Source organism: Xenorhabdus sp. XBWT (genome assembly GCF_059072735.1).
In genome coordinates this window covers 2,368,851-2,389,793 of the sequence record NZ_CM180990.1, presented here as the reverse complement: position 1 = coordinate 2,389,793, position 20,943 = coordinate 2,368,851, and the positions used below count along the sequence as shown (strand labels likewise).

General features: G+C 50.7%; 3 protein-coding genes (1 of these 3 cut by a window edge). All 3 read right to left on the bottom strand.

Annotation, left to right across the window (positions count from 1 at the left end; genetic code table 11):
• Tightly spaced (each overlapping or abutting the next), the 3 genes in view from AC5JQI_RS10565 to AC5JQI_RS10555 form a layout consistent with a single transcriptional unit that may run on beyond the window.
• A protein-coding gene (locus AC5JQI_RS10565; protein WP_493912122.1) for an amino acid adenylation domain-containing protein crosses the window boundary here: on the bottom strand, positions 1 to 1,043 show its beginning. 13,696 nt of this gene lie to the left of the window's left edge; 1,043 of the gene's 14,739 nt are visible here — the first part of the coding sequence; it begins with the start codon at positions 1,041 to 1,043; its stop codon lies off the left edge, out of view.
• Positions 1,040 to 7,813 carry an amino acid adenylation domain-containing protein gene (locus AC5JQI_RS10560; protein WP_493912121.1) on the bottom strand — a complete coding sequence of 2,258 codons (6,774 nt, stop codon included), beginning with the start codon at positions 7,811 to 7,813 and terminating at the stop codon, positions 1,040 to 1,042. Before AC5JQI_RS10560 ends, AC5JQI_RS10565 begins: the two co-directional genes overlap by 4 nt.
• The gene (locus AC5JQI_RS10555; protein WP_493912120.1) at positions 7,813 to 20,943 is read right to left on the bottom strand and encodes a non-ribosomal peptide synthetase; all 13,131 of its coding nucleotides are present in this window, start codon (positions 20,941 to 20,943) and stop codon (positions 7,813 to 7,815) included. The genes AC5JQI_RS10560 and AC5JQI_RS10555 overlap by 1 nt, the downstream gene beginning before the upstream one ends.

Genomic DNA, 20,943 nt, shown 5'->3' with positions numbered 1-20,943 from the left:
ACACGCAAGGTGAGTGTATTGACGAAAAATCCAATTAAACCTTCAAGCTCGCGGTGCGGGCGGTTAGCAACCGGTGTACCGATGACGATATCATCCTGACCACTAAGCCGGCTGAGTACGATACTCCAGGCTGCCAGTACGGTCATAAATAACGTCGTGTTATGGCGTTGTCCGAGAGACTTCAGGGATCTCAGCAAGGTGACATCAAATTCAACAGGTACTTGGCTGCCGATATAAGTTTGTACCGGAGGACGTGCTCTGTCTGTAGGCAGACTCAGTAAGGCGGGCGCACCTTCGAGTTGTGTACGCCAGTAATCACGTTGTTTAGTCAGAACAGCGCCTTGCAGCCACTCACGTTGCCAGACGGCATAATCGGCATATTGAACGGACAGTGGCGGAAGCGGGTCATCATGATTTTCCGGCGCAGCATGATCGCCCAGCGCAGCATGATAGAGAGTGCCCAGTTCATGTACCAGCACGCCAATCGACCAGCCATCAGAAATAATGTGATGCTGGGTGAGCAGCAATACATGTTCTTCATCGGTCAGTTGTAATAATTGACCGCGGATCAGCGGGCCTTGAATCAAATCAAAAAAGGTTTTGGCTTCAAGGGCCGTCAGTTCAGTGATGCGTTGAGTACGCGCTTCCGGCGCTAATGAACGCAGATCATGGCGGGACAGGGCAAAGCCGATGTCAGCAGGATCAATATACTGGCAGGCCTGGCTCTCGATAATCACAAAACGGGTGCGCAGGCTTTCATGGCGGGCAACCAGACGATTAAGTGTTTGAATCAGGGCATCATGGTTAAGTCGGCCGATTAGGCGCAGCGCAGCGGGCAGGTGATAGGCCAGACTGGCAGCAGGATCTAACTGGTTCAGAAACCACAGGCGTTGCTGGGCGAAAGACAAGGGCAAAGGAATATCACGCGCTACCGGTTTAATGGGGGGGCGCTTTTGATGCTTCCGGATTTGTAATTGCTCCTTGATTTTCTTTTTCAGAACAGCACGTTTCAGCTTATCGAGATCTATTTCATTCCTTATCATTTGTTACTGTCTCCGCCTAAAATTGCCATGAGTTCTTCTGTTGACATTGAATCCAAAGAATTTTGCAGCGATTTAATATCGTTTTCCCCAATTTCCTCCATTTGCGCCGTCAAAATAAGGTCAGCCTGTTCCGCCAATTGCGGGAAAAGGAATAACGAGGAGATGGGAATATTGACCAGAAATTCGTCTTGTATACGCGTAGTCAATTGCACGAGCATCAGGGAGTGACCGCCAAGCTCAAAGAAATGGTCGTGACGGCCGACTTGTTCCAGTCCCAGTAAATTCTGCCAAATCTGTGCCAGAAGAATTTCTTCGTCACTGTTCGGGGCTTCATAACTGCGTACTACGATTGCGGAAGCATCCGGGACAGGAAGCGCCTGACGGTCAAGTTTGCCGTTAGGCATCAGCGGGAAAGCCTCCAGCGTCACAAAAGCACTGGGCAGCATATAATCGGCCAGATGTTGGGCGAGTTGCTGACGCAGCTCGGTTGGAACCAGTTCAGTACCCTCCTGCGTCAGCAGATAGGCGACCAGACGTTTCTGAACCGCGGCGTTTTCATCAGACATATCTTCACGGACAATCACAATCGCATCATGTATACCGTGGCACTGTTTTAGTCTGGCTTCAATTTCGCCCGGCTCAATGCGGAAACCCCGCAGTTTGACCTGAAAATCATTGCGCCCCAGATATTCGATATTGCCATCGGGCAGCCAGCGTCCAATGTCACCGGTTTTATACATGCGAGCACCGGCGTCTTGGGAGAATGGATCAAGCAGAAAACGTTCTGCGGTCAGCTCGGGACGATTCAGATAACCACGGGCAACACCGGCTCCACCGATATAAATTTCACCGGCAACGCCGAGTGGCACAGGCTGACCCTGTGAATCAAGGATATAAATTCGGGTATTGCTAATCGGCCGGCCTATAGGAATAGAACGTGTTACATCAACCGGAGAGGCAATATCATAGGTTGCGGCAAATGTCGTTGTTTCAGTTGGGCCATAGCCATTAATTAAGTGCGCCGGTTGTAAATTCGCTAATTGCACACTTTGGATTTTCCTCGAATCAAGGGTATCACCGCCGATAAGCAAGTAGCGCAATTGCCCGAACAAGGGCTTGAGTGTTTCGAGATATTTATTAAATAGACCGACAGTCAGCCAGAGCGCGGTGACTTTCCCCTTGACCAATGAATCGTGGAATTGTGCCGGATCAAGTAACACGGATTGTGAAACGATGTGTAAACACCCGCCATTGAGCAAGGCAGACCAGATCTCCCAGGTTGAGGCGTCAAAAGCAATATTGGCACAATGGGCCACACAATCGTCAGCACCAATGGCAGCGTAAGAATTACCAATAACCAGATTATTGACATTGCGGTGTTCGACCATAACCCCTTTGGGGCGTCCCGTTGAACCAGAAGTGTAGAGCACATAGGCCAGATGACGTGGTGTTAGTCCCAGCGTCTGAGCATCAGGATTATGGCTTGGTTGCTCTGCCAAGAAGGTTTCTGCGAGATCCAGTGTCACTATACACATGGGTCTGGGCATGGATGTAGATATGGATACAATCAAAACACCGTTCAATTTACCGGCGTGTTCTGCCTGAGTCAGTAAGGCCACCGGAGCCGCGTCTTCCAGCATATATGCCAGCCGCTCGGGTGGATAGGTCGGATCGAGCGGAACATAGGCACCTCCGGCCTTAAGGATACCCAGCAAGCCCACGATCATTTCCGGGCTGCGCTCAAGACAAATAGCGATTTTATCGTCGGGGCGGACATCCAGAGAAATAAGATGATGCGCCAGACGATTGGCACGCTGATTCAATTCGGCATAGCTCAGTGTTTTGCCTTCAAACACGACTGCGATAGCGTCAGGACGGTTTGTTACCTGAGCTTCAAAGAGCTGGTGGATCAGGGTATCGTGTGGATAATCTGCCTGAGTAGTGTTGAAATCTACCAGCACTTGTTGCCGCTCTGCCTGCGACAAGACAGGCACATCCAGAATCAATTGTTGAGGATTGTGATTCAGGGCATCAACCAGACCACTCACAGCGGTCAGGAGATAATGGTTGACACGAATTGGGTCGATACTTGCCACTGTCTGGGCGGTCAGGTAAAAATCAGTCCCGGAATCATCGACGGATAAAGTAATAGGATAGTTAGTCTGTTCCTTGGCTGTGAGAGTGCGTATACCCGACCAGATGGCATTAGCGGTGTTTGCTTCACTGGGCTGGGAATGACGATAATTAAACAAAGCGCTAAACAGTGGCATAGATTGTGGCAAACCACTACAACTTTGAGCCAGTGCCAGAGGAGCCTGTTCATGCTCCAGCAATGTCATCAAATGATGGTAGGTAGCCTGTACCACGGCCTGTACGCTACGGTCAGCCAGAGAAACGCGTACAGGCAGAGTGTTGATAAACATCCCCAGTATCTGATCTGAACCTGCACCGCCCTGCAAACGCCCCAATAACACGGAACCAAAGACGACATCATTGCGACCGCTTGTGTGTGCCAATACTTGTGCCCATGCGACATGAAACAGCACACTCGGGCTGACTTTCATGCGTCGTGCTTGGATGCGGATCGCCTCCGCCAAGACAGGATTGAGAAGCAGGCGGGCTTCTGCAATAGGTTCATCGTGGTTTGAAATAGAAAGTATGCCAAATGGTGCTGTCGGTTCGTCAATATTGGCAAGTTGAGCACAGAAATAAGCTTCGTGTTCTTCGGGCGGTACATTTAGTGTTTGCGCGATAAAATTACGATAGGGCAACGCTTTGGGTAGCATTTCTGCATTTCCCTGCGACTCATTGTTTTTTAACTCATTATTTTTTAATGCATTGTTTTGTAACAACAGGGCGATTTCAGCGAAAATCAGTTCCAGTGTCATATGGTCGCTGATCAAATGATGGAAACGCAGAGCCAGCAGCCATTCACCCTGTGCGGGATCGTAAGCAATGTCAGCGGCAAATAACGGCGCCTGATTCAGATTGATGCGATACTGACGCGGATCGGTGTGAGCCTGTAATTGTGCCGGTACAGGAATATTATCTTCTGTGGTTGGCGTGAAAACGTTGACAGACATCGGTGTTTGACGCCAGACGACCTGCACGGGGTGTTCCAGCCCTTGCCAATAAACAGCCGTTCTCAGAATATCGTGACGATCAATCACCTGTTGCAAAGCATCCAGAAAGCTGTCAAGGCGATTGCGGGTATCAAATGCCAACAGGCTCTGCAACAGATAGGTATCTCCCTGAGTCTGCGTCAGGTAATGAAACAGGATGCCTTCCTGCAAGGGGGACAGCGGGTAGATATCCTGTACATTACCCGCTCCGCCGGGAATGGTATTGATGATGGTATCAATCTCAGTTTGAGAAAGTGAAACCAGCGGCAGCATATCGGGAGTAATTGCATTACAGCCATCGGGAATACGATTAGGCGGCACGACAAAAATAGGGGTATCGCGCTGGATAGTCTGAGCCATATCAATAAGAACAGGTGTGGCAAACACACTGCGGACATCAAGCTTCCAGCCGATATTACGGAGTGCTTCTATCAAACTGACAATCATTAACGAATGACCACCCAGTTCAAAAAAATGGTCGTGGCGACTGACTTGTTCTAATTTCAACAGATTTTGCCAGATTTGAGCCAGCGCTGTCTCTGCTTCACTCACTGGTGCTTCATAGTCACGGGATATCACAGATGACGCATCAGGCGCCGGCAGCGCTTGACGGTCGATTTTGCCGTTCGGTGTCAGCGGGAAACGCTCCAATGTCATGAAAGCACCGGGCAGCATATAGTCAGCAAGGTGTTGGGCGAGTTGCTGACGCAATTCCGCCGGAACCAGTTTAATACCTGTTTGTGGTCGCAGATAGGCAACCAGACGTTTTTGTCCCGATTCATCCCTGCGAACCAGAACCACGGCTTCGCGCACGCCGTGGCATTGCCTGAGTCGGGTTTCGATTTCCCCCAGCTCAATGCGGAAACCCCGTAATTTAACCTGAAAGTCGTTGCGGCTGAGGTATTCAATATTGCCATCCGGCAGCCAGCGCCCGATGTCACCGGTTTTATACATGCGAGCACCGGCGTCTTGGGAGAATGGATCAAGCAGAAAACGTTCTGCGGTCAGCTCGGGACGATTCAGATAACCACGGGCAACGCCTGCGCCGGCAATATAGATTTCACCTGAGACGCCGACGGGAACCGGCTGTCCTCTCTCATCCAGAATATAGGCTTGCGTATTCGAAATTGGACGACCGATAGGAATGGTTCTTTCAGTTTCATCCTCCTCCATTAAGGGGATTTCATAGACGGTAGCAATAGTGGTTGTTTCTGCCGGCCCATAGGCATGCAGCAAGTGTTTAGGTGGACTCTCCGCCCTGAGGCGAATGGCTGAACGGTTATCCGCTTTTTCACCCCCGAAAAGTACATAGCGTAAACCGGACAACGCAGGCGCAATTAAACTTGCATATTGATTAAACAGCGCGGTTGTAAGGAGTAGTGCACTGACACCTTCTTCTGACAGGCACTGACTAAAATAATCGGGTTGTAGCAAGGTTTTTTCTGGGATCAGCAGAACGCGTGCACCATTCATCAACCCGGTCCACACTTCCCAGATGGCCGCGTCGAATGAGATATTAGCACAATGGGCAATACAGTCATCCGGCCCAATATCGGCAACACCATTATTGATAATCAGACGGAGCACACTGCGATGCTCGATCATGACACCTTTCGGTTTACCGGTTGATCCTGAAGTATAAATCACATAGGCCAGATGACGTGCTGTCAGGCCCAAGGTCTGAGCATCAGGGTTATCGGTCGGCTCTGTTGCCAGAAACCGCCCTTGACCATTGAATGTACTATCAAGCAGAACCGTTGGCAGGGTTGCAGGCAGGGCACTGGTGAGCTTGTTAACCCATTCTGTCCGGGTCAGTAATACCACGGGAGCGGCGTCTTCAAGCATATAAGCCAACCGGTCGGTCGGATAAGACGGATCGAGCGGAACATAAGCGCCGCCCGCCTTAAGGATAGCCAGTAAACCCACCATCATTTCCGGACTACGTTCAAGACAAATAGCCACCCGGGAGTCCGGACGCACTCCCAGCGCAATCAGGTGATGAGCCAGACGATTGGCGCGTTGGTTCAGTTCACCATAACTGAGTCTCTGGCCTTCAAATATAACGGCAGTGGCATCAGGACGATGTGCCGCCTGAGCTTCAACAAACTGGTGGATTAAAGCATCCTGCGGGAAATCGGCCTGAGTGGCATTGAAATCCACCAGCAGTTGCTGCCGTTCTGGCTCCGGCAGCATCGGTAGGGTAGCAACGGAATGTTTTTCATCAGCCACCATTATCGTCAGTATATTGGTTAAATATCCGGCTATACGTTCCACGGTTGTGGAATCGAACAGATCAGTGGCATATTCCAGATCCCCAGCTAAACCGGCTTCGGTTTCACTGAGTGATAACGTTAAGTCAAAATGCGCACCACGGCGTTGTTGTTCAATTTGGGTCAGTTGTAAATCCGGTAAGGTCAGTGTTTGAGCCGGTGTATTGTTTAAGGCCAGCATCACCTGAAAAAGGGGGCTGTAGCTCAGGCTACGCTCTGGACGGAGTGCCTCCACCACTTGTTCAAAGGGCAGATCCTGATGGGTATAGGCAGAGAGTGCCTGCTCCCTGACTTGTGCCAGCAGATCAGCCACATTGAGTTCATCATTGAATCGGATACGCAAGGCCAGCGTATTGACAAAAAATCCGATCAGACCTTCCAGCTCATGATGCGGACGGTTAGCGACGGGTGTGCCGATAACGATATCAGCCTGACCACTGAGCCGGGCAAGGACAATACTCCATGCGCTCAGTACCGTCATAAACAGGGTGGTGTTATGGCGCTGTCCGAGCGCCTTAAGTGATGTCAGTAATGAGGTATCAAGATGGAAAGAGACATGATCACCCGTATAGGACTGTACCGCCGGACGTGGTCGATCGGTGGGCAGTGGTAACAAATTCGGCGTCCCCTCAAGCTGGGTACGCCAGAAATCACGTTGTCCGGTGAGGCTTGTTCCCTGCGCTTGATCACCTTGCAACTGGTTATGTTGCCAGACCGCATAATCCGCATACTGAATGGGCAGTACAGGCAGGGAAACATCATGACCATCAAGGGCTGCACGGTAGAAATCCCCCAGTTCCCGTACCAGAATACCGACAGACCAGCCGTCAGTGATAATGTGATGCAAGGTGAGCAACAACACATGTTCCTCATCTGCCAGTTGCAGTAACTGACCGCGAATAAGTGGCCCCTGCATCAAATCAAAAGGTGCCAGTGCTTCACGTTCGGCAATTTCAGTGACTTGGCTGTCATGCAAAGCCGGTTCGAGTTGCCGCAAATCATGATAAGACAGGGCAAAACCGATATCGGCAGGGTCAATATGCTGACAGGGCTGCCCTTCAATTGAGAGAAAGCGGGTGCGCAGGCTCTCGTGCCGGGCTATCAGGTTGTTGAGTGACATAGTCAGTGCCTGACGGTCAAGTTGACCGGTTAGGCGCAGTATCACAGGCAGATGATAGGCAAGGCTGGCAGCCGGATCGAGCTGACAAAGAAACCACAACCGTTGCTGTGCGAAGGATAACGGCAGTGGCTGATGTCGATCGGCTTTGTTGATTAATGATGGTTGCTGCTGAGATCCATGGGCTTTCAATTGTTCTTCAATTCTTTTTTCCAGAACAGCGCGTTTCAAGTCTTCAAGATTCATGTTCATTCTTTCCATTATTTACCGTCTCCATGGGAATTTTCTTCGCCTAAAATTGCCATCAATTCCTCTGCTGACATTGAATCAAGGTCGCTTTGTATTGACTCAATTTCGCTATCTCCTATCACATTCATTTGTGCTGAAAGAATGATGCCAGCCTGTTCCGCCAAAGTGCGTGAATTGAACAGTGAGGCAAGGGGGATATTGACTAATAATTTGTTTTGTATGCGTGTTATCAGCCGAATGACCATCAGCGAATGACCTCCGACTTCAAAGAAGTTGTCGTGGCGACTGACGAGGCTCAGATCTAACAATTCCTGCCAGATCTGAGCCAACGCAATTTCTATCCTCCCTTTTGGCGGCTCATATTCACGGGTTGCCACCGCAGATGAATCAGGTGCCGGAAGTGCCTGACGATCGAGTTTGCCATTAGGGGTCAACGGGAAAGAGTCAAGTATCACAAAAGCACTGGGCAGCATATAATCAGCAAGCTGTCGGGCAAGTTGCTGGCGTAACTCAGCAGGCATCAACTCAACACCATCCAAAGGCCGCAGATAAGCGATCAAGCGTTTCTGCTCCGGTTGATCTTCGCGGACAAGAACAACTGCTTCATGTACACCTTCGCACTGTCTGAGCTTTGTCTCGATTTCACCCGGCTCGATACGGAAACCCCGCAGTTTGACCTGAAAATCATTGCGTCCCAGATATTCAATATTGCCATCCGGCAGCCAGCGACCGAGGTCACCGGTTTTATACATGCGAGCATCTGGCTCGGAAGAAAACGGATCGACGAGGAAACGTTCTGCGGTCAGTTCAGGCCGATTGAGATAACCACGGGCAACGCCTGCGCCGGCAATATAGATTTCACCTGAGACGCCGACGGGTACCGGCTGTCCTCTCTCATCCAGAATATAGGTTTGCGTATTCGAAATTGGATGGCCGATAGGAATGGTTCGTTCAGTTTCAGCATCGTCACCTGCCATGAAAGGGATTTCATAGGCGGTAGCAAACGTGGTGGTTTCCGTTGGTCCATAAACATGCAGCAAGTGCTCAGGCGAGTGTTCGGCTCTGAGACGAATGGCGGCACGGGTATCCGTTTTTTCACCGCCGAAAAGCACATAACGCAAACCGGACAACGCAGGCGCAATTAAATTGGCATATTGGTTGAATAACGCGGTTGTCAGGAATAATGCGCTGACGCTTTGTTCTGACAGACACTGACCAAAATCATCAGGCTGGAGCAAGATTTTTTCCGGAATGAGCAGGATACGCGCCCCATGCCCTAACGCCCCCCAGATTTCCCAGGTGGCTGCGTCAAATGAGACATTGGCGCAATGGGCGATGCAGTCATCAGGGCCGATATCGGCAAAGCCATTATTCACAATCAGGCGAATCACGTTGCGATGCTCGACCATGACGCCTTTGGGCTGTCCGGTCGAACCTGAGGTATAGAGTACATACGCCAGATGATGTGACGTCAGCCCCAGAGCCTGAGTATCCGGATTGTAAGCTGGCTGTGTTGTCAGGAACGCTTCATCGTTATCCAGTAAGACCGTTGGCAACGTACTGGAAAGTTTATTGAGATGGATTTCCTGAGTCAGTAATGCCACCGGTGCCGAATCGTCAAGCATATAAGCCAGCCGTTCGATCGGGTAACTTGGGTCAAGCGGAACATAGGCGCCACCTGCTTTGAGGATAGCCAGCAGGCCAACAATCAACTCAGGGCTACGCTCAATACATATCGCAACCCGAACATCAGGACGCACACCTAACAAAATCAGATAATGTGCCAGGCGATTGGCTTGACGGTTCAGTTCACCATAGCTGAGTGTCTGCTCCTCAAATACCACGGCTGTTGCATCGGGATATTGTGCCGCTTGTGCTTCAAACTGCTGGTGGATTAGCCCGTTCTGTGGGAAATCAGTCAGAGTGGTGTTGAAATCCACCAGTAATTGTTGCCGCTCTGTGGCTGGCAGGATGGAAATATCCCGAATCAAGCGTTGTGGTTCACGAACCAGAGTGTTGACCAGACCGCTGATGGCGGTGATCAGATAGCGCGTAATGCGTGCAGGTTCAATGCCCGCAATGGTCTGAGCCGTCAGGCGGAAACTGACACCCAAATCATCTACTGACAGAGTAATCGGATAGTTGGTTCGTTCCTCTGCGGTCAGAATACGCATACCTGTCCAGATTGTATCAACGGTTTCAGCCTCACCGGATTGGCCGTGGCGGTAATTCAGCAGGGTGCTGAACAGCGGCATTGAGTGCGCCATACCACTGCACTGTTGTGCCAGTACCAATGGTGCCTGTTCGTGCTCCAGCAGCATCATCAGATTGTGGTGTGTGTCCTGCACCACATCTTTAGCTGTACGTTGACCCAGAGAAATCCGTATTGGCAAGGTATTGATGAACATCCCCAATACCCGCTCAGAGCCTGCACCGCCCTGAAGCCGACCCAATAGTACAGAGCCAAATACCACATCATCGCGGCCACAGGTTTGTGCCAGTACCTGAGCCCATGCGACATGGAATAGCACACTCGGGCTGACACCCTGACGGCGTGCCTGAACGCGGATGGCTTCTGCCAAATCAGGGGCGATGGTGAGGTGATCTTCGCTAACCAGTTCACCGTCAGCTTGCACGTTGAGTATTCCGAAGGGTGCGGTTGGCTCGCTGACATCGGCCAGTTGGGCACGGAAATAAGCCTCGTGGTCTGCGGTCGGCATATTCAATGTCTGGGCAACAAAGTTGCGATAAGGCAGGGCAACCGGCAACCTACCAGCGTTACTCTGTAACATTGACTTCATTTCGGCAAAAATCAGTTCTAATGTCATGTGGTCACTGACCAGATGATGGAAACGCAGTGCCAACAACCACTCATCCTGCGCCGGATCATGGGCAATATCTGCGGTGAATAACGGTGCACGATTCAGATCGAGACGATAGTAACGAGGGTCAGTATGTGCCCTGAGCTGGGCAGCAACGTCATCGGTTGTCACCGGAGTGAATGTATCGGGAATAAATGTATTAATAGTCAGTGAGGCCTGACGCCAGACCACCTGAACCGGTTGTTCCAGATCTTGCCAGTAGACAGCCGTGCGCAGAATATCATGGCGGTCGATAATTTTTTGCAAGGTAATCAGGAAGATGTCAAGCCGATCACGGCTGTCGAAAGCGAGCATACTTTGCAGCAGATAATTATCACCCTGAGCCTGCAATAAGTGGTGGAACAAGATGCCTTCCTGCAATGGCGCGAGCGGATAGATATCCTGTACATTGGTAGCTCCGCCCGGCACTGTTGCGACGATGGTGTCAATCTCAGCCTGAGACAGTGAAACCAGCGGTAACATATCAGGCGTGATGGCTATGCAACCTTCAGGGATAAGGTTGGGAGGCACAATAAAGGCACTGATATCACGTTGGATAGCCTGCGCCATCTCAGCCAGAACGGGAGTGACAAACACACTGCGAACGTCGAGCTGCCATCCCAAACGGCGCAGTTCTTCGATCAGACTGACAATCATCAGGGAATGCCCACCGAGTTCGAAGAAATGGTCGTGACGACCGACCTGTTCCAGCCCCAACAGATTTTGCCAAATCCGGGCAAGGGCAGTTTCCATCTCACCGCTTGGTGCTTCGTAACTGTGTACCACGACAGCGGATAAATCAGGCGCAGGGAGTGCCTGACGATCGAGTTTACCGTTTTTCGTCAGCGGGAAGGATTCCAGTGTGACAAAAGCACCGGGCAACATATAGTCAGCCAGATGCTGGCTGAGTTGCTGGCGCAGTTCAGCAGGGATCAGCTCAATGCCCTGCTGAGGTAATAAATAGGCGACCAGGCGTTTCTGGCTGGCATCATCTTCACGCGCCAGAACGACGGCTTCACGTACACCGTGGCATTGTTCCAGTCTTGCCTCGACTTCGCCCAATTCAATGCGGAAACCACGGATCTTAACCTGAAAATCATTGCGGCCGAGATATTCAATATTGCCATCCGGCAGCCAACGCCCCAAATCGCCGGTTTTGTACATGCGGGTGTCTGAATCCGGGAAAAACGGGTCGGCGAGGAAACGTTCTGCGGTCAGTTCAGGATGATTCAGATAGCCACGCGCCACACCGGCTCCGGCGATATAAAGTTCACCGCCAACGCCGACAGGAACAGGCTGACCAAGGGCATCAAGAATATAGACTCGAAGATCAGGAAGCGGCTGACCAATCAGACTGCCGCGGCCTGATTGGATATCGGATTCCGTCAATTCCCGATAGGTGGCATGTACGGTAATTTCGGTGATGCCGTACATATTCACCAGACGGGTCTGGTGAGTCGGATTGCGGGCAATCCACGGCGCAAGTGTATGCAGTTCCAATGACTCACCACCGAAAATGATGCAGCGCAGAGCATGCGAAAGGGAAGAGGAAAGAGCATCCTGAGCCGCAATTAACTGGCGGAAAGCGCTGGGGGTTTGGTTCAGTATCGTGACCTGCTCATGGCACAGCAATGAATAGAACATTTGCTGTGAGCGGGCACAATCTGCTGGGATCACAACCAGCCGGCCACCGTAAGCCAACGCTCCCCACAATTCCCAGACGGAGAAATCGAAGGCAAACGAGTGGAACAGTGCCCAGACATCGTTTTGATTGAACCGGAAACGAGCCTCAGTTGCGGCGAACAGACGAATAATATTGGCGTGTTCGACCATCACCCCTTTCGGTTTGCCAGTCGATCCCGAGGTATAAATTATATAGGCCTGATGGCGTGAGGTCAGCCCCGATGCCTGCGCATCCGGATTATTGTCCGGTTGTGCTGCCAAGAGCGGTTCTTGGCTATCCAGTACATTGTCAAGTAAGATTGTAGGCAGATCACTGGCCAGTTTGTTGGCCCACTCTGTCTGGGTCAATAACGCCACAGGCGCTGCATCATCCAGCATATAGGCCAGTCGATCGGCAGGATAGGCCGGATCAAGGGGCACATAGGCACCGCCTGCTTTGAGAATAGCAATCAGGCCAACCACCATTTCCAGACTGCGTTCGACACAGATTGCAACCCGAAAGTCCGGACGGACACCCTGTGCAATCAGATGGTGTGCCAGACGGTTGGCACAGCGGTTCAGTTCACCATAACTGAGCGCCTGTCCTTCAAATATCACGGCGGTCGCATCCGGACGCTGTGCAGCCTGAGCCTCGAAAAGCTGGTGGATCAGCGTATCTTGCGGAAAGTCCGTTTGAGCCGCGTTGAAGCCTGCCAGCAATTGAAGCCGTTCTGACTCCGGCAACATTGGCAGAGCCGCAATCATCTGTGTTTCATTCGTCACCATGGCTGTCAGCACATTTGCCAGATAACCCATCATGCGTTCAATAGTCGCGGAGTCGAATAAATCAACAGCATAAGCCAGCTCGCCGGCCAGACCTTCTTCGGTTTCAGTCAGTGACAAAGTTAAATCAAACTGAGCACTGTGGTGTTCCTGTTCAATCGGTATAAGCCGGAGATCAGGCAGGGTCAACGCTTGAACCGGCATGTTGTTCAAGGACAGCATTACTTGGAAGATCGGGCTGTAACTCAGGCTGCGTTCGGGTTGGAGTGCTTCCACCACCTGCTCAAAAGGCAGGTCCTGATGAGCATAGGCGGCAAATGCCTGTTCTTTAACCTGTGCCAGAAGATCCACCACACTGAGTTCATCGCTGAATCTGATGCGTAAGGCCAGTGTATTGACGAAGAAACCGATCATCCCTTCAAGTTCATGATACGGACGGTTAGCGACAGGTGTGCCGATGACAATATCATCCTGACCACTGAGGCGGGCGAGGACAATGCTCCACGCGCTCAGCACGGTCATAAACAAAGTGGTGTTATGGCGTTGTCCAAGTGCTTTAAGCGAAGTCAGTAAATCCGCCTTAAAGTGGACAGGCACCCGGTTACCCATATAGGAATGCACAGCCGGATGTGGTCTATCTGTCGGCAGTGTCAATAACGTTGGTGCGCCTGAAAGCTGATTGCACCAGAAGTCACGTTGTGCTGTCAGGGTGGTTTCTTGCAGCCAGTCACGTTGCCAGACCGCATAATCTGCGTATTGAATGGGTAGTGGCGGTAAAAGCGCATCTTGCCCTTTAAGAGCAGCGCGGTAGAGAGCGCTCAGTTCATGCAACAGCACACCGATAGACCAGCCATCAGAAATAATATGATGCTGGGTGAGCAGTAATACATGATCGTCATCTGCCAGTTGCAGCAAGTGACCACGAATCAACGGGTCCTGAGTAAAGTCAAACGGTGTTTGTGCTTCGAGAGCTGTAATTTCTGCAATGCGGTGAGTCTGTTCTTCCGATGCCAGCGGGCGCAGATCCTGATAAGACAGGGTAAAACCAATGTCAGCAGGATCAATATGCTGGCAGGGCTGACCTGCGACCAACACAAAGCGGGTGCGCAGAATTTCTTGTCGGGCGACCAAACGGTCAAACGCGGCGGACAAGGCTGGGTGATTAAGTTGGCCACTCAGACGCAGCGCTGCGGGAATATGGTAGGCGAGGCTGGCAGCCGGATCGAGTTGACTTAAGAACCACAACCGCAGTTGGGCAAAGGAGAGCGGTAGCGGTTGGTTGCGGTTCGCCAGCGGAATCACGACCTGAGAGGTTATTGAAGTCTCTGTAAGCGTTTGGGCCAGATCGGACAGCAGTGGCTGGTCAAAGAGTTGCTGCAATGATAATTCCCTTGCCATGACCTGACGTATACGTGAAATGAGTTGGACGGCAAGTAATGAATGGCCGCCGAGTTCAAAGAAATGATCGTGACGACCGACCTGCTCCAGATACAGTAAATCTTGCCAGATATGCGCCAGAGCGATTTCTGTTTCACTGATCGGCGCTTCATAATCGTGTGACACGACAGACAATAAATCAGGGGCAGGCAGCGCCTGACGGTCGATTTTTCCGTTCGGTGTCAGCGGGAAACGCTCCAATGTCATGAAAGCACCGGGCAGCATATAGTCAGCAAGGTGTCGGGCGAGTTGCTGACGCAGTTCCGCCGGAACCAGTTTAATACCTGTTTGTGGTCGCAGATAGGCAACCAGACGTTTTTGTCCCGATTCATCTCTGCGAACCAGAACCACGGCTTCGCGCACGCCGTGGCATTGCCTGAGTCGGGTTTCGATTTCCCCCAGCTCAATGCGGAAACCCCGTAATTTAACCTGAAAGTCGTTGCGGCTGAGGTATTCAATATTGCCATCCGGCAGCCAGCGTCCGATGTCACCGCTCTTGTACATACGTGCACTGGCGTCTTGGGAGAATGGATCAAGCAGAAAACGTTCTGCGGTCAGCTCGGGACGATTTAGATAACCACGGGCAACACCGGCTCCACCGATATAAATTTCACCGGCAACGCCGAGCGGCACAGGCTGCTCCCGTGAATCAAGGATATAAATTCGGGTATTGCCAATCGGCCGGCCGATAGGAATAGAACGTGTTACATCAACCGGAGAGGCAATATCATAGGTTGCGGCAAATGTCGTTGTTTCAGTTGGGCCATAGCCATTAATTAAGTGCGCCGGTTGTAAATTCGCTAATTGCACACTTTGGATTTTCCTCGAATCAAGGGTATCACCGCCGATAAGCAAGTAGCGCAATTGCCCGAACAAGGGCTTGAGTGTTTCGAGATATTCATTAAATAGACCGACAGTCAGCCAGAGCGCGGTGACTTTCCCCTTGACCAATGAATCGTGGAATTGTGCCGGATCAAGTAACACGGATTGTGAAACAATGTGTAAACACCCGCCATTGAGCAAGGCAGACCAGATCTCCCAGGTTGAGGCGTCAAAAGCAATATTGGCACAATGGGCCACACAATCGTCAGCACCAATGGCAGCGTAAGAATTACCGATAACCAGATTATTGACATTGCGGTGTTCGACCATAACCCCTTTGGGTCGTCCCGTTGAACCGGAAGTGTAGAGCACATAGGCCAGATGATGTGGTGTCAGCCCCAATGCTTGACTATCCGGATTTTCGTTCGGTTCAGCAGCTAAGAAGGCTTCTTGATCTTTGAAAACATTAGCCAGCAAGATCGTCGGCAAGATGGCGGGCAAAGTGCGGGTAAGTTTGTTAACCCATTGGGTCTGAGTCAGTAAGACCACCGGAGCCGCGTCTTCAAGCATATAGGCCAGTCGCTCGGATGGATAGGTCGGATCGAGCGGAACATAAGCACCTCCGGCCTTAAGGATACCCAGCAAGCCCACGATCATTTCCGGACTGCGCTCAAGACAAATGGCGATCCGATCATCCGGACGGACACCCAAAGAAATAAGATGATGCGCCAGCCGATTGGCGCGCTGGTTTAATGCGCTGTAACTCAGAGTCTGACCTTCGCAGACAACGGCGGTAACATCGGGACGTTGTAAGACCTGAGCTTCAAACAATTGATGAATCAGTGCATCTTGTGGGAAATTGGTCTGAGTGGCATTGAAATCCACCAGTAGTTTTTGCCGCTCAGCTTCCGGTAAGATTGACACATTCAGAACCAATTTCTTCGGTTCGTGAATTAAGGCATCCACCAATCCTTCAATGGCGGTGACCAGATAGGTAGTGATGTGCTCCGGTATAATTTCAGAGATGGTCAGGGCGGTCAGTTCGAAACCCTCCCCTAAATCATCCACGGACAGGGTAATCGGGTAATTGGTTCTCTCCTCTGCGGAGAGTAAACGCATTGCTGTCCACATGGCGCTGACTGCATCTCCGGTATCACCTTTGGCAGTCTGGCTGTGACGATAGTTCAGTAATGTGCTGAACAGCGGCATAGGCTGTGCCACGTCACTGCATTGTTGTGCCAGCGCCAAAGGTGCTTGCTCATGTTCCAGCAAGGTTGCCAGATTACGATAGGTGTCCTGCACAATTTCCTGCACATTGTGCCCGTTCAGGACTATCCTGACTGGCAGGGTATTAATGAACATACCCAGTATGCGGTCAGCACCGGAGCCTCCTTGTAGCCGTCCCAGCAATACTGATCCAAATACCACATCGTCGCGACCGCTGGTGTGTGCCAACACTTGAGCCCAGGCAACATGGAACAGGACGCTTGGACTGATCCTCAGACGGCGAGCCTGAATGCGGATATTTTCAGCCAGATCGGGGGGGAGTTGTATGCGTGCCCTTGCCACTGATTTGCCCGCATCCGGCAATTCACTCTGTTCGGGCGTTACTTTTGGCATGGTGACCACACCGAATGGTGCTGTTGGTTCGTTGATACCGGCGAGTTGCTCACGGAAGTAAGCCTCATGGCGTGAAGGAGATATATTTAGTGTCTGGGCGATAAAATTACGATAGGGAAGTGTTGTCGGAAGAACTCCCTCATTTCCCTGCAAGATGTGCGCAATTTCAGCGAAAAGCAGATCCAGTGTCATATGGTCACTGACCAGGTGATGGAAACGCAGTGCCAACAACCATTCATCCTGCGCCGGATCATGGGCAATATCTGCAGTAAATAGCGGAGCCTGATTCAGGCTGATGCGATGCAGACGAGGATCGGTATAAGCCTGTAGCTGGGCTGGAACATTATCCACTGTAGCAGGCGTGAAGATATTGATATTCAATGATGCCTGATGCCAGACCACCTGAACAGGCCGTGCCAAATCTTGCCAGCAAGCAGCGGTACGCAGGATATCATGGCGGTCAATCACCTGCTGTAAAGCACTCAGGAATGCATCAAGATGTTCATGAGTGTTGAAGGCAAGTAAGATTTGCAACAAATAGTCATCACCTTGTTTTTGTAACAGGTGATGGAACAGGATACCTTCCTGCAATGGTGCCAGCGGGTAGATATCCTGCACATTGGCGGCTCCGCCGGAAACAGTTGCGACGATGGTGTCAATTTCAGCCTGAGACAGTGAAACAAGTGGCAGCATATCCGGCGTAATAGTAGTACAACCTTCCGGAATCAGATTGGCAGGCACAACAAAGGTATTGGCATCATGTTGGATCACCTGTGCCATATCAGCGAGAACGGGGGAAGCGAACACACTGCGGATGTCAAGTTGCCAACCGATATTACGCAGTTCTTCAATCAGGCTGACAATCATCAGCGAATGCCCGCCGAGTTCAAAGAAATGGTCATGACGGCCAACCTGTTTCACTTTCAGCAGTTTTTGCCAAATCTGAGCCAGAGCGATTTCTGTTTCACCTTTCGGCGCTTCATAGCGGCGAATTACCATTGCCGATACATCAGGGGTCGGGAGTGCCTGACGATCAAGTTTACCATTAGGGGTGAGAGGGAAAGCCTCTAATGTCACAAAAGCGCTGGGCAGCATATAGTCAGCAAGTTGCCGGGAGAGCTGTTGGTATAATTCAGCCGGATGCAGTTCAATGCCTGTTTGCGGTTGCAGATAGGCAACCAGACATTTTTGTCCGGTCTCATCTTTGCGGGCAAGAACGACGGCTTCGCGCACACCGTGGCATTGTCTTAGGCGGGCTTCAATTTCCCCCAGCTCAATGCGGAAGCCGCGTAATTTAACCTGAAAATCATTGCGTCCCAGATATTCAATATTGCCATCAGCCAACCAGCGTCCGAGGTCACCGCTCTTGTACATGCGTGCATCGGGTTCTGGAGAAAATGGTTCGAGGATAAAGCGTTCAGCCGTCAGCTCAGGACGATTCAGATAACCACGGGCAACCCCGGTTCCGGCAATATAAATCTCGCCGATGACACCGCGTGGGACAGGCTGCCTGTGAGTATCAAGGATATAGATCTGGGTATTGGCGATAGGGCGACCAATGGGCGGCGGATTATCTTCTGCGCTGTCACAGGGGTAAAGTGTGGTACAAATCGTAGTTTCCGTCGGGCCGTACGCATTGAACATCTGTCGTCCTTGTGACCAGCGTCTGACTAAGGTCGGCGGACAAGCCTCACCGCCAACAAGCAGGGTTTGCAGAGTCTCGGGCAGGGAATCCATCGCTGCCAGCGCGGTCGGTGACAAAAGAACATGGCTGATGAGATTGTCTTTCAAATAGCCGGACAATACTGCACCGGGCAGGATATCGGTACGTTTTGCCAGATAGAGGCAGGCCCCCGACTGGAAAGTCATGCAACATTCCCAAATACAAGCATCAAAGCTGTTTGAGGCAAATTGTAAGACGCGGCTATCCGGCGTGAGTGCCAGCACGTTTTGCTGGGTCGTGATCAAATTGCACAGGCTATGATGCTCGATCATGACTCCCTTCGGCCAGCCGGTTGAGCCAGAGGTATAAATGACATAGGCCAGATGATGCGGTGTCAGTCCGAGAGTTTGGGGAGCTGGATTATCAGCTGGTTGTGCTGTCAGGAACGGTTCTTTGTTATCCAGCAAGACTGTCGGCAACGAACTGGCAAGTTTGTCGAGCCATTCTGTCCGTGTCAGTAAGGCCACCGGTGCTGCATCTTCAAGCATATAGGCCAGTCGTGAGGCTGGATAAACAGGGTCAAGTGGCACATAAGTGCCACCTGCCTTGAGAATAGCCAGTAAACCCACCACCATATCCGGACTGCGCTCAACACAGACGGCTACCCGATCGTCCGGACGGACACCCTGTGCAATCAGATAGTGTGCCAGCCGGTTGGCACGACGGTTCAGTTCACCATAACTGAGAGTTTGTTCCTCAAAGACAACAGCAGTGGCATCAGGACGTTGTGTTGCCTGAGTCTCAAATAGTTGGTGGATTAGCGAATCTTGCGGGAAATCTGTTTGGGTGGCATTGAAATCCACCAACAATTGTTGCTGTTCTGCGAATGGCAATATCGGCAGATCCCGGATTTGTGTGTCAGGAGATGCAATTGCAGCGTCTATCAGCACCATTAAACGAGATTTCAGTGCCGTAACCTCAGCACAATTCAGATGATCTGGTGAATAATTAATCTCAAGGGTGACAGGTTTCTGCATATCTTCACTGTCAGAAAATGCATATTGGTAGATGGCAATTAGAAGGGGAAATGGTGCACCACGTTGTATTTGTGAATATTGGAGTGTGGCGTTTGGGATACTGGCATTCACTTCAATCCACTCAAATGACAGTATAATGTCAAATAATTGAGCATGTCCGGTTTTTTGCTGGACTTGTATGTGCCGATTGATATCTGCAATTGGCATGCGTTGATGTTTATAACAGCGCCGCAATTCTGCCGCCGCCTTGTTCATGATATCGAGAAAAGTAGCATCGGGCGTAAGGGTTATGCCGACTGGAATTATGGATGAAAACATACCTGCCGTGCGTTTTTGTTTGACGTTTTTACGGTTGTGTACGGGAATGCCAATGACGATCTCTTCTGCGCCGCTTGCCTGTGATAAATGAAGAGTACGGGATAAATAGCAAGCTAAAACGGCATACATGAAGTGCAGAACGGATAACCCCTGTGCGTTTACAGTATCCTCAATGCGCCGAAACAGTTTTTTGTCCAATTTCCAGAGTAAAGGATCAGAAAATTCAGGCTTAGTTATTTTGCCTGAAGACGATGGCTGGAGTAATGTGGGAGAGAAGTTTTCATAGCGTTCCAGCCAGAATTGCCGATCTTGTGTATAGCGGGGTGAATTTAGGTAATCATTGTCCTCATTAATAAAATCGAGATAGGAAGGGGCTGCTTCCGGAAACTCTTCTCCTTTGATTAAGCAACTATAAATGTTGGAGATATCTTCGGGTATCAGTTTTAAAGTGATGGAATCGCCAATAAGGTGATGGCAGCAGAATTGCCAGTACCAACGTTTATTGCTTACCCGTATTAATTCGAAACGCCATAGTTCGCCCTTTAAATCAAACGGACGAATGAAAGAATCCCGTAGGTATTGTTCAGTTTGTTTTTCTGCGTCGGCATAACCTGAAAAATCACGGATTTTCATTTCCACTGGCAATGTTTCTCTCAACTCTTGCAGTGGTAATCCTTGAGTGTTGATGAGTCGTAAACGCAATGCATCATGACGATAGACAACAGTTTCAAAAGCGCGCTTTAACAAGGCTTCATCCAATTCTCCCTCAATGTGCACAACTAAACCGATATTATAGCAAGAGCTATCCGGACGGAGGATCTGGTCAAGCCAGACAACTTGCTGAGTTGAACTGAGAGAAAATTGACAAGGGGGAGATGTAGAAGAATTTTTAAATGAACGTTGAGCTTCGTTATTGATACGATTGCATGACATAGACAT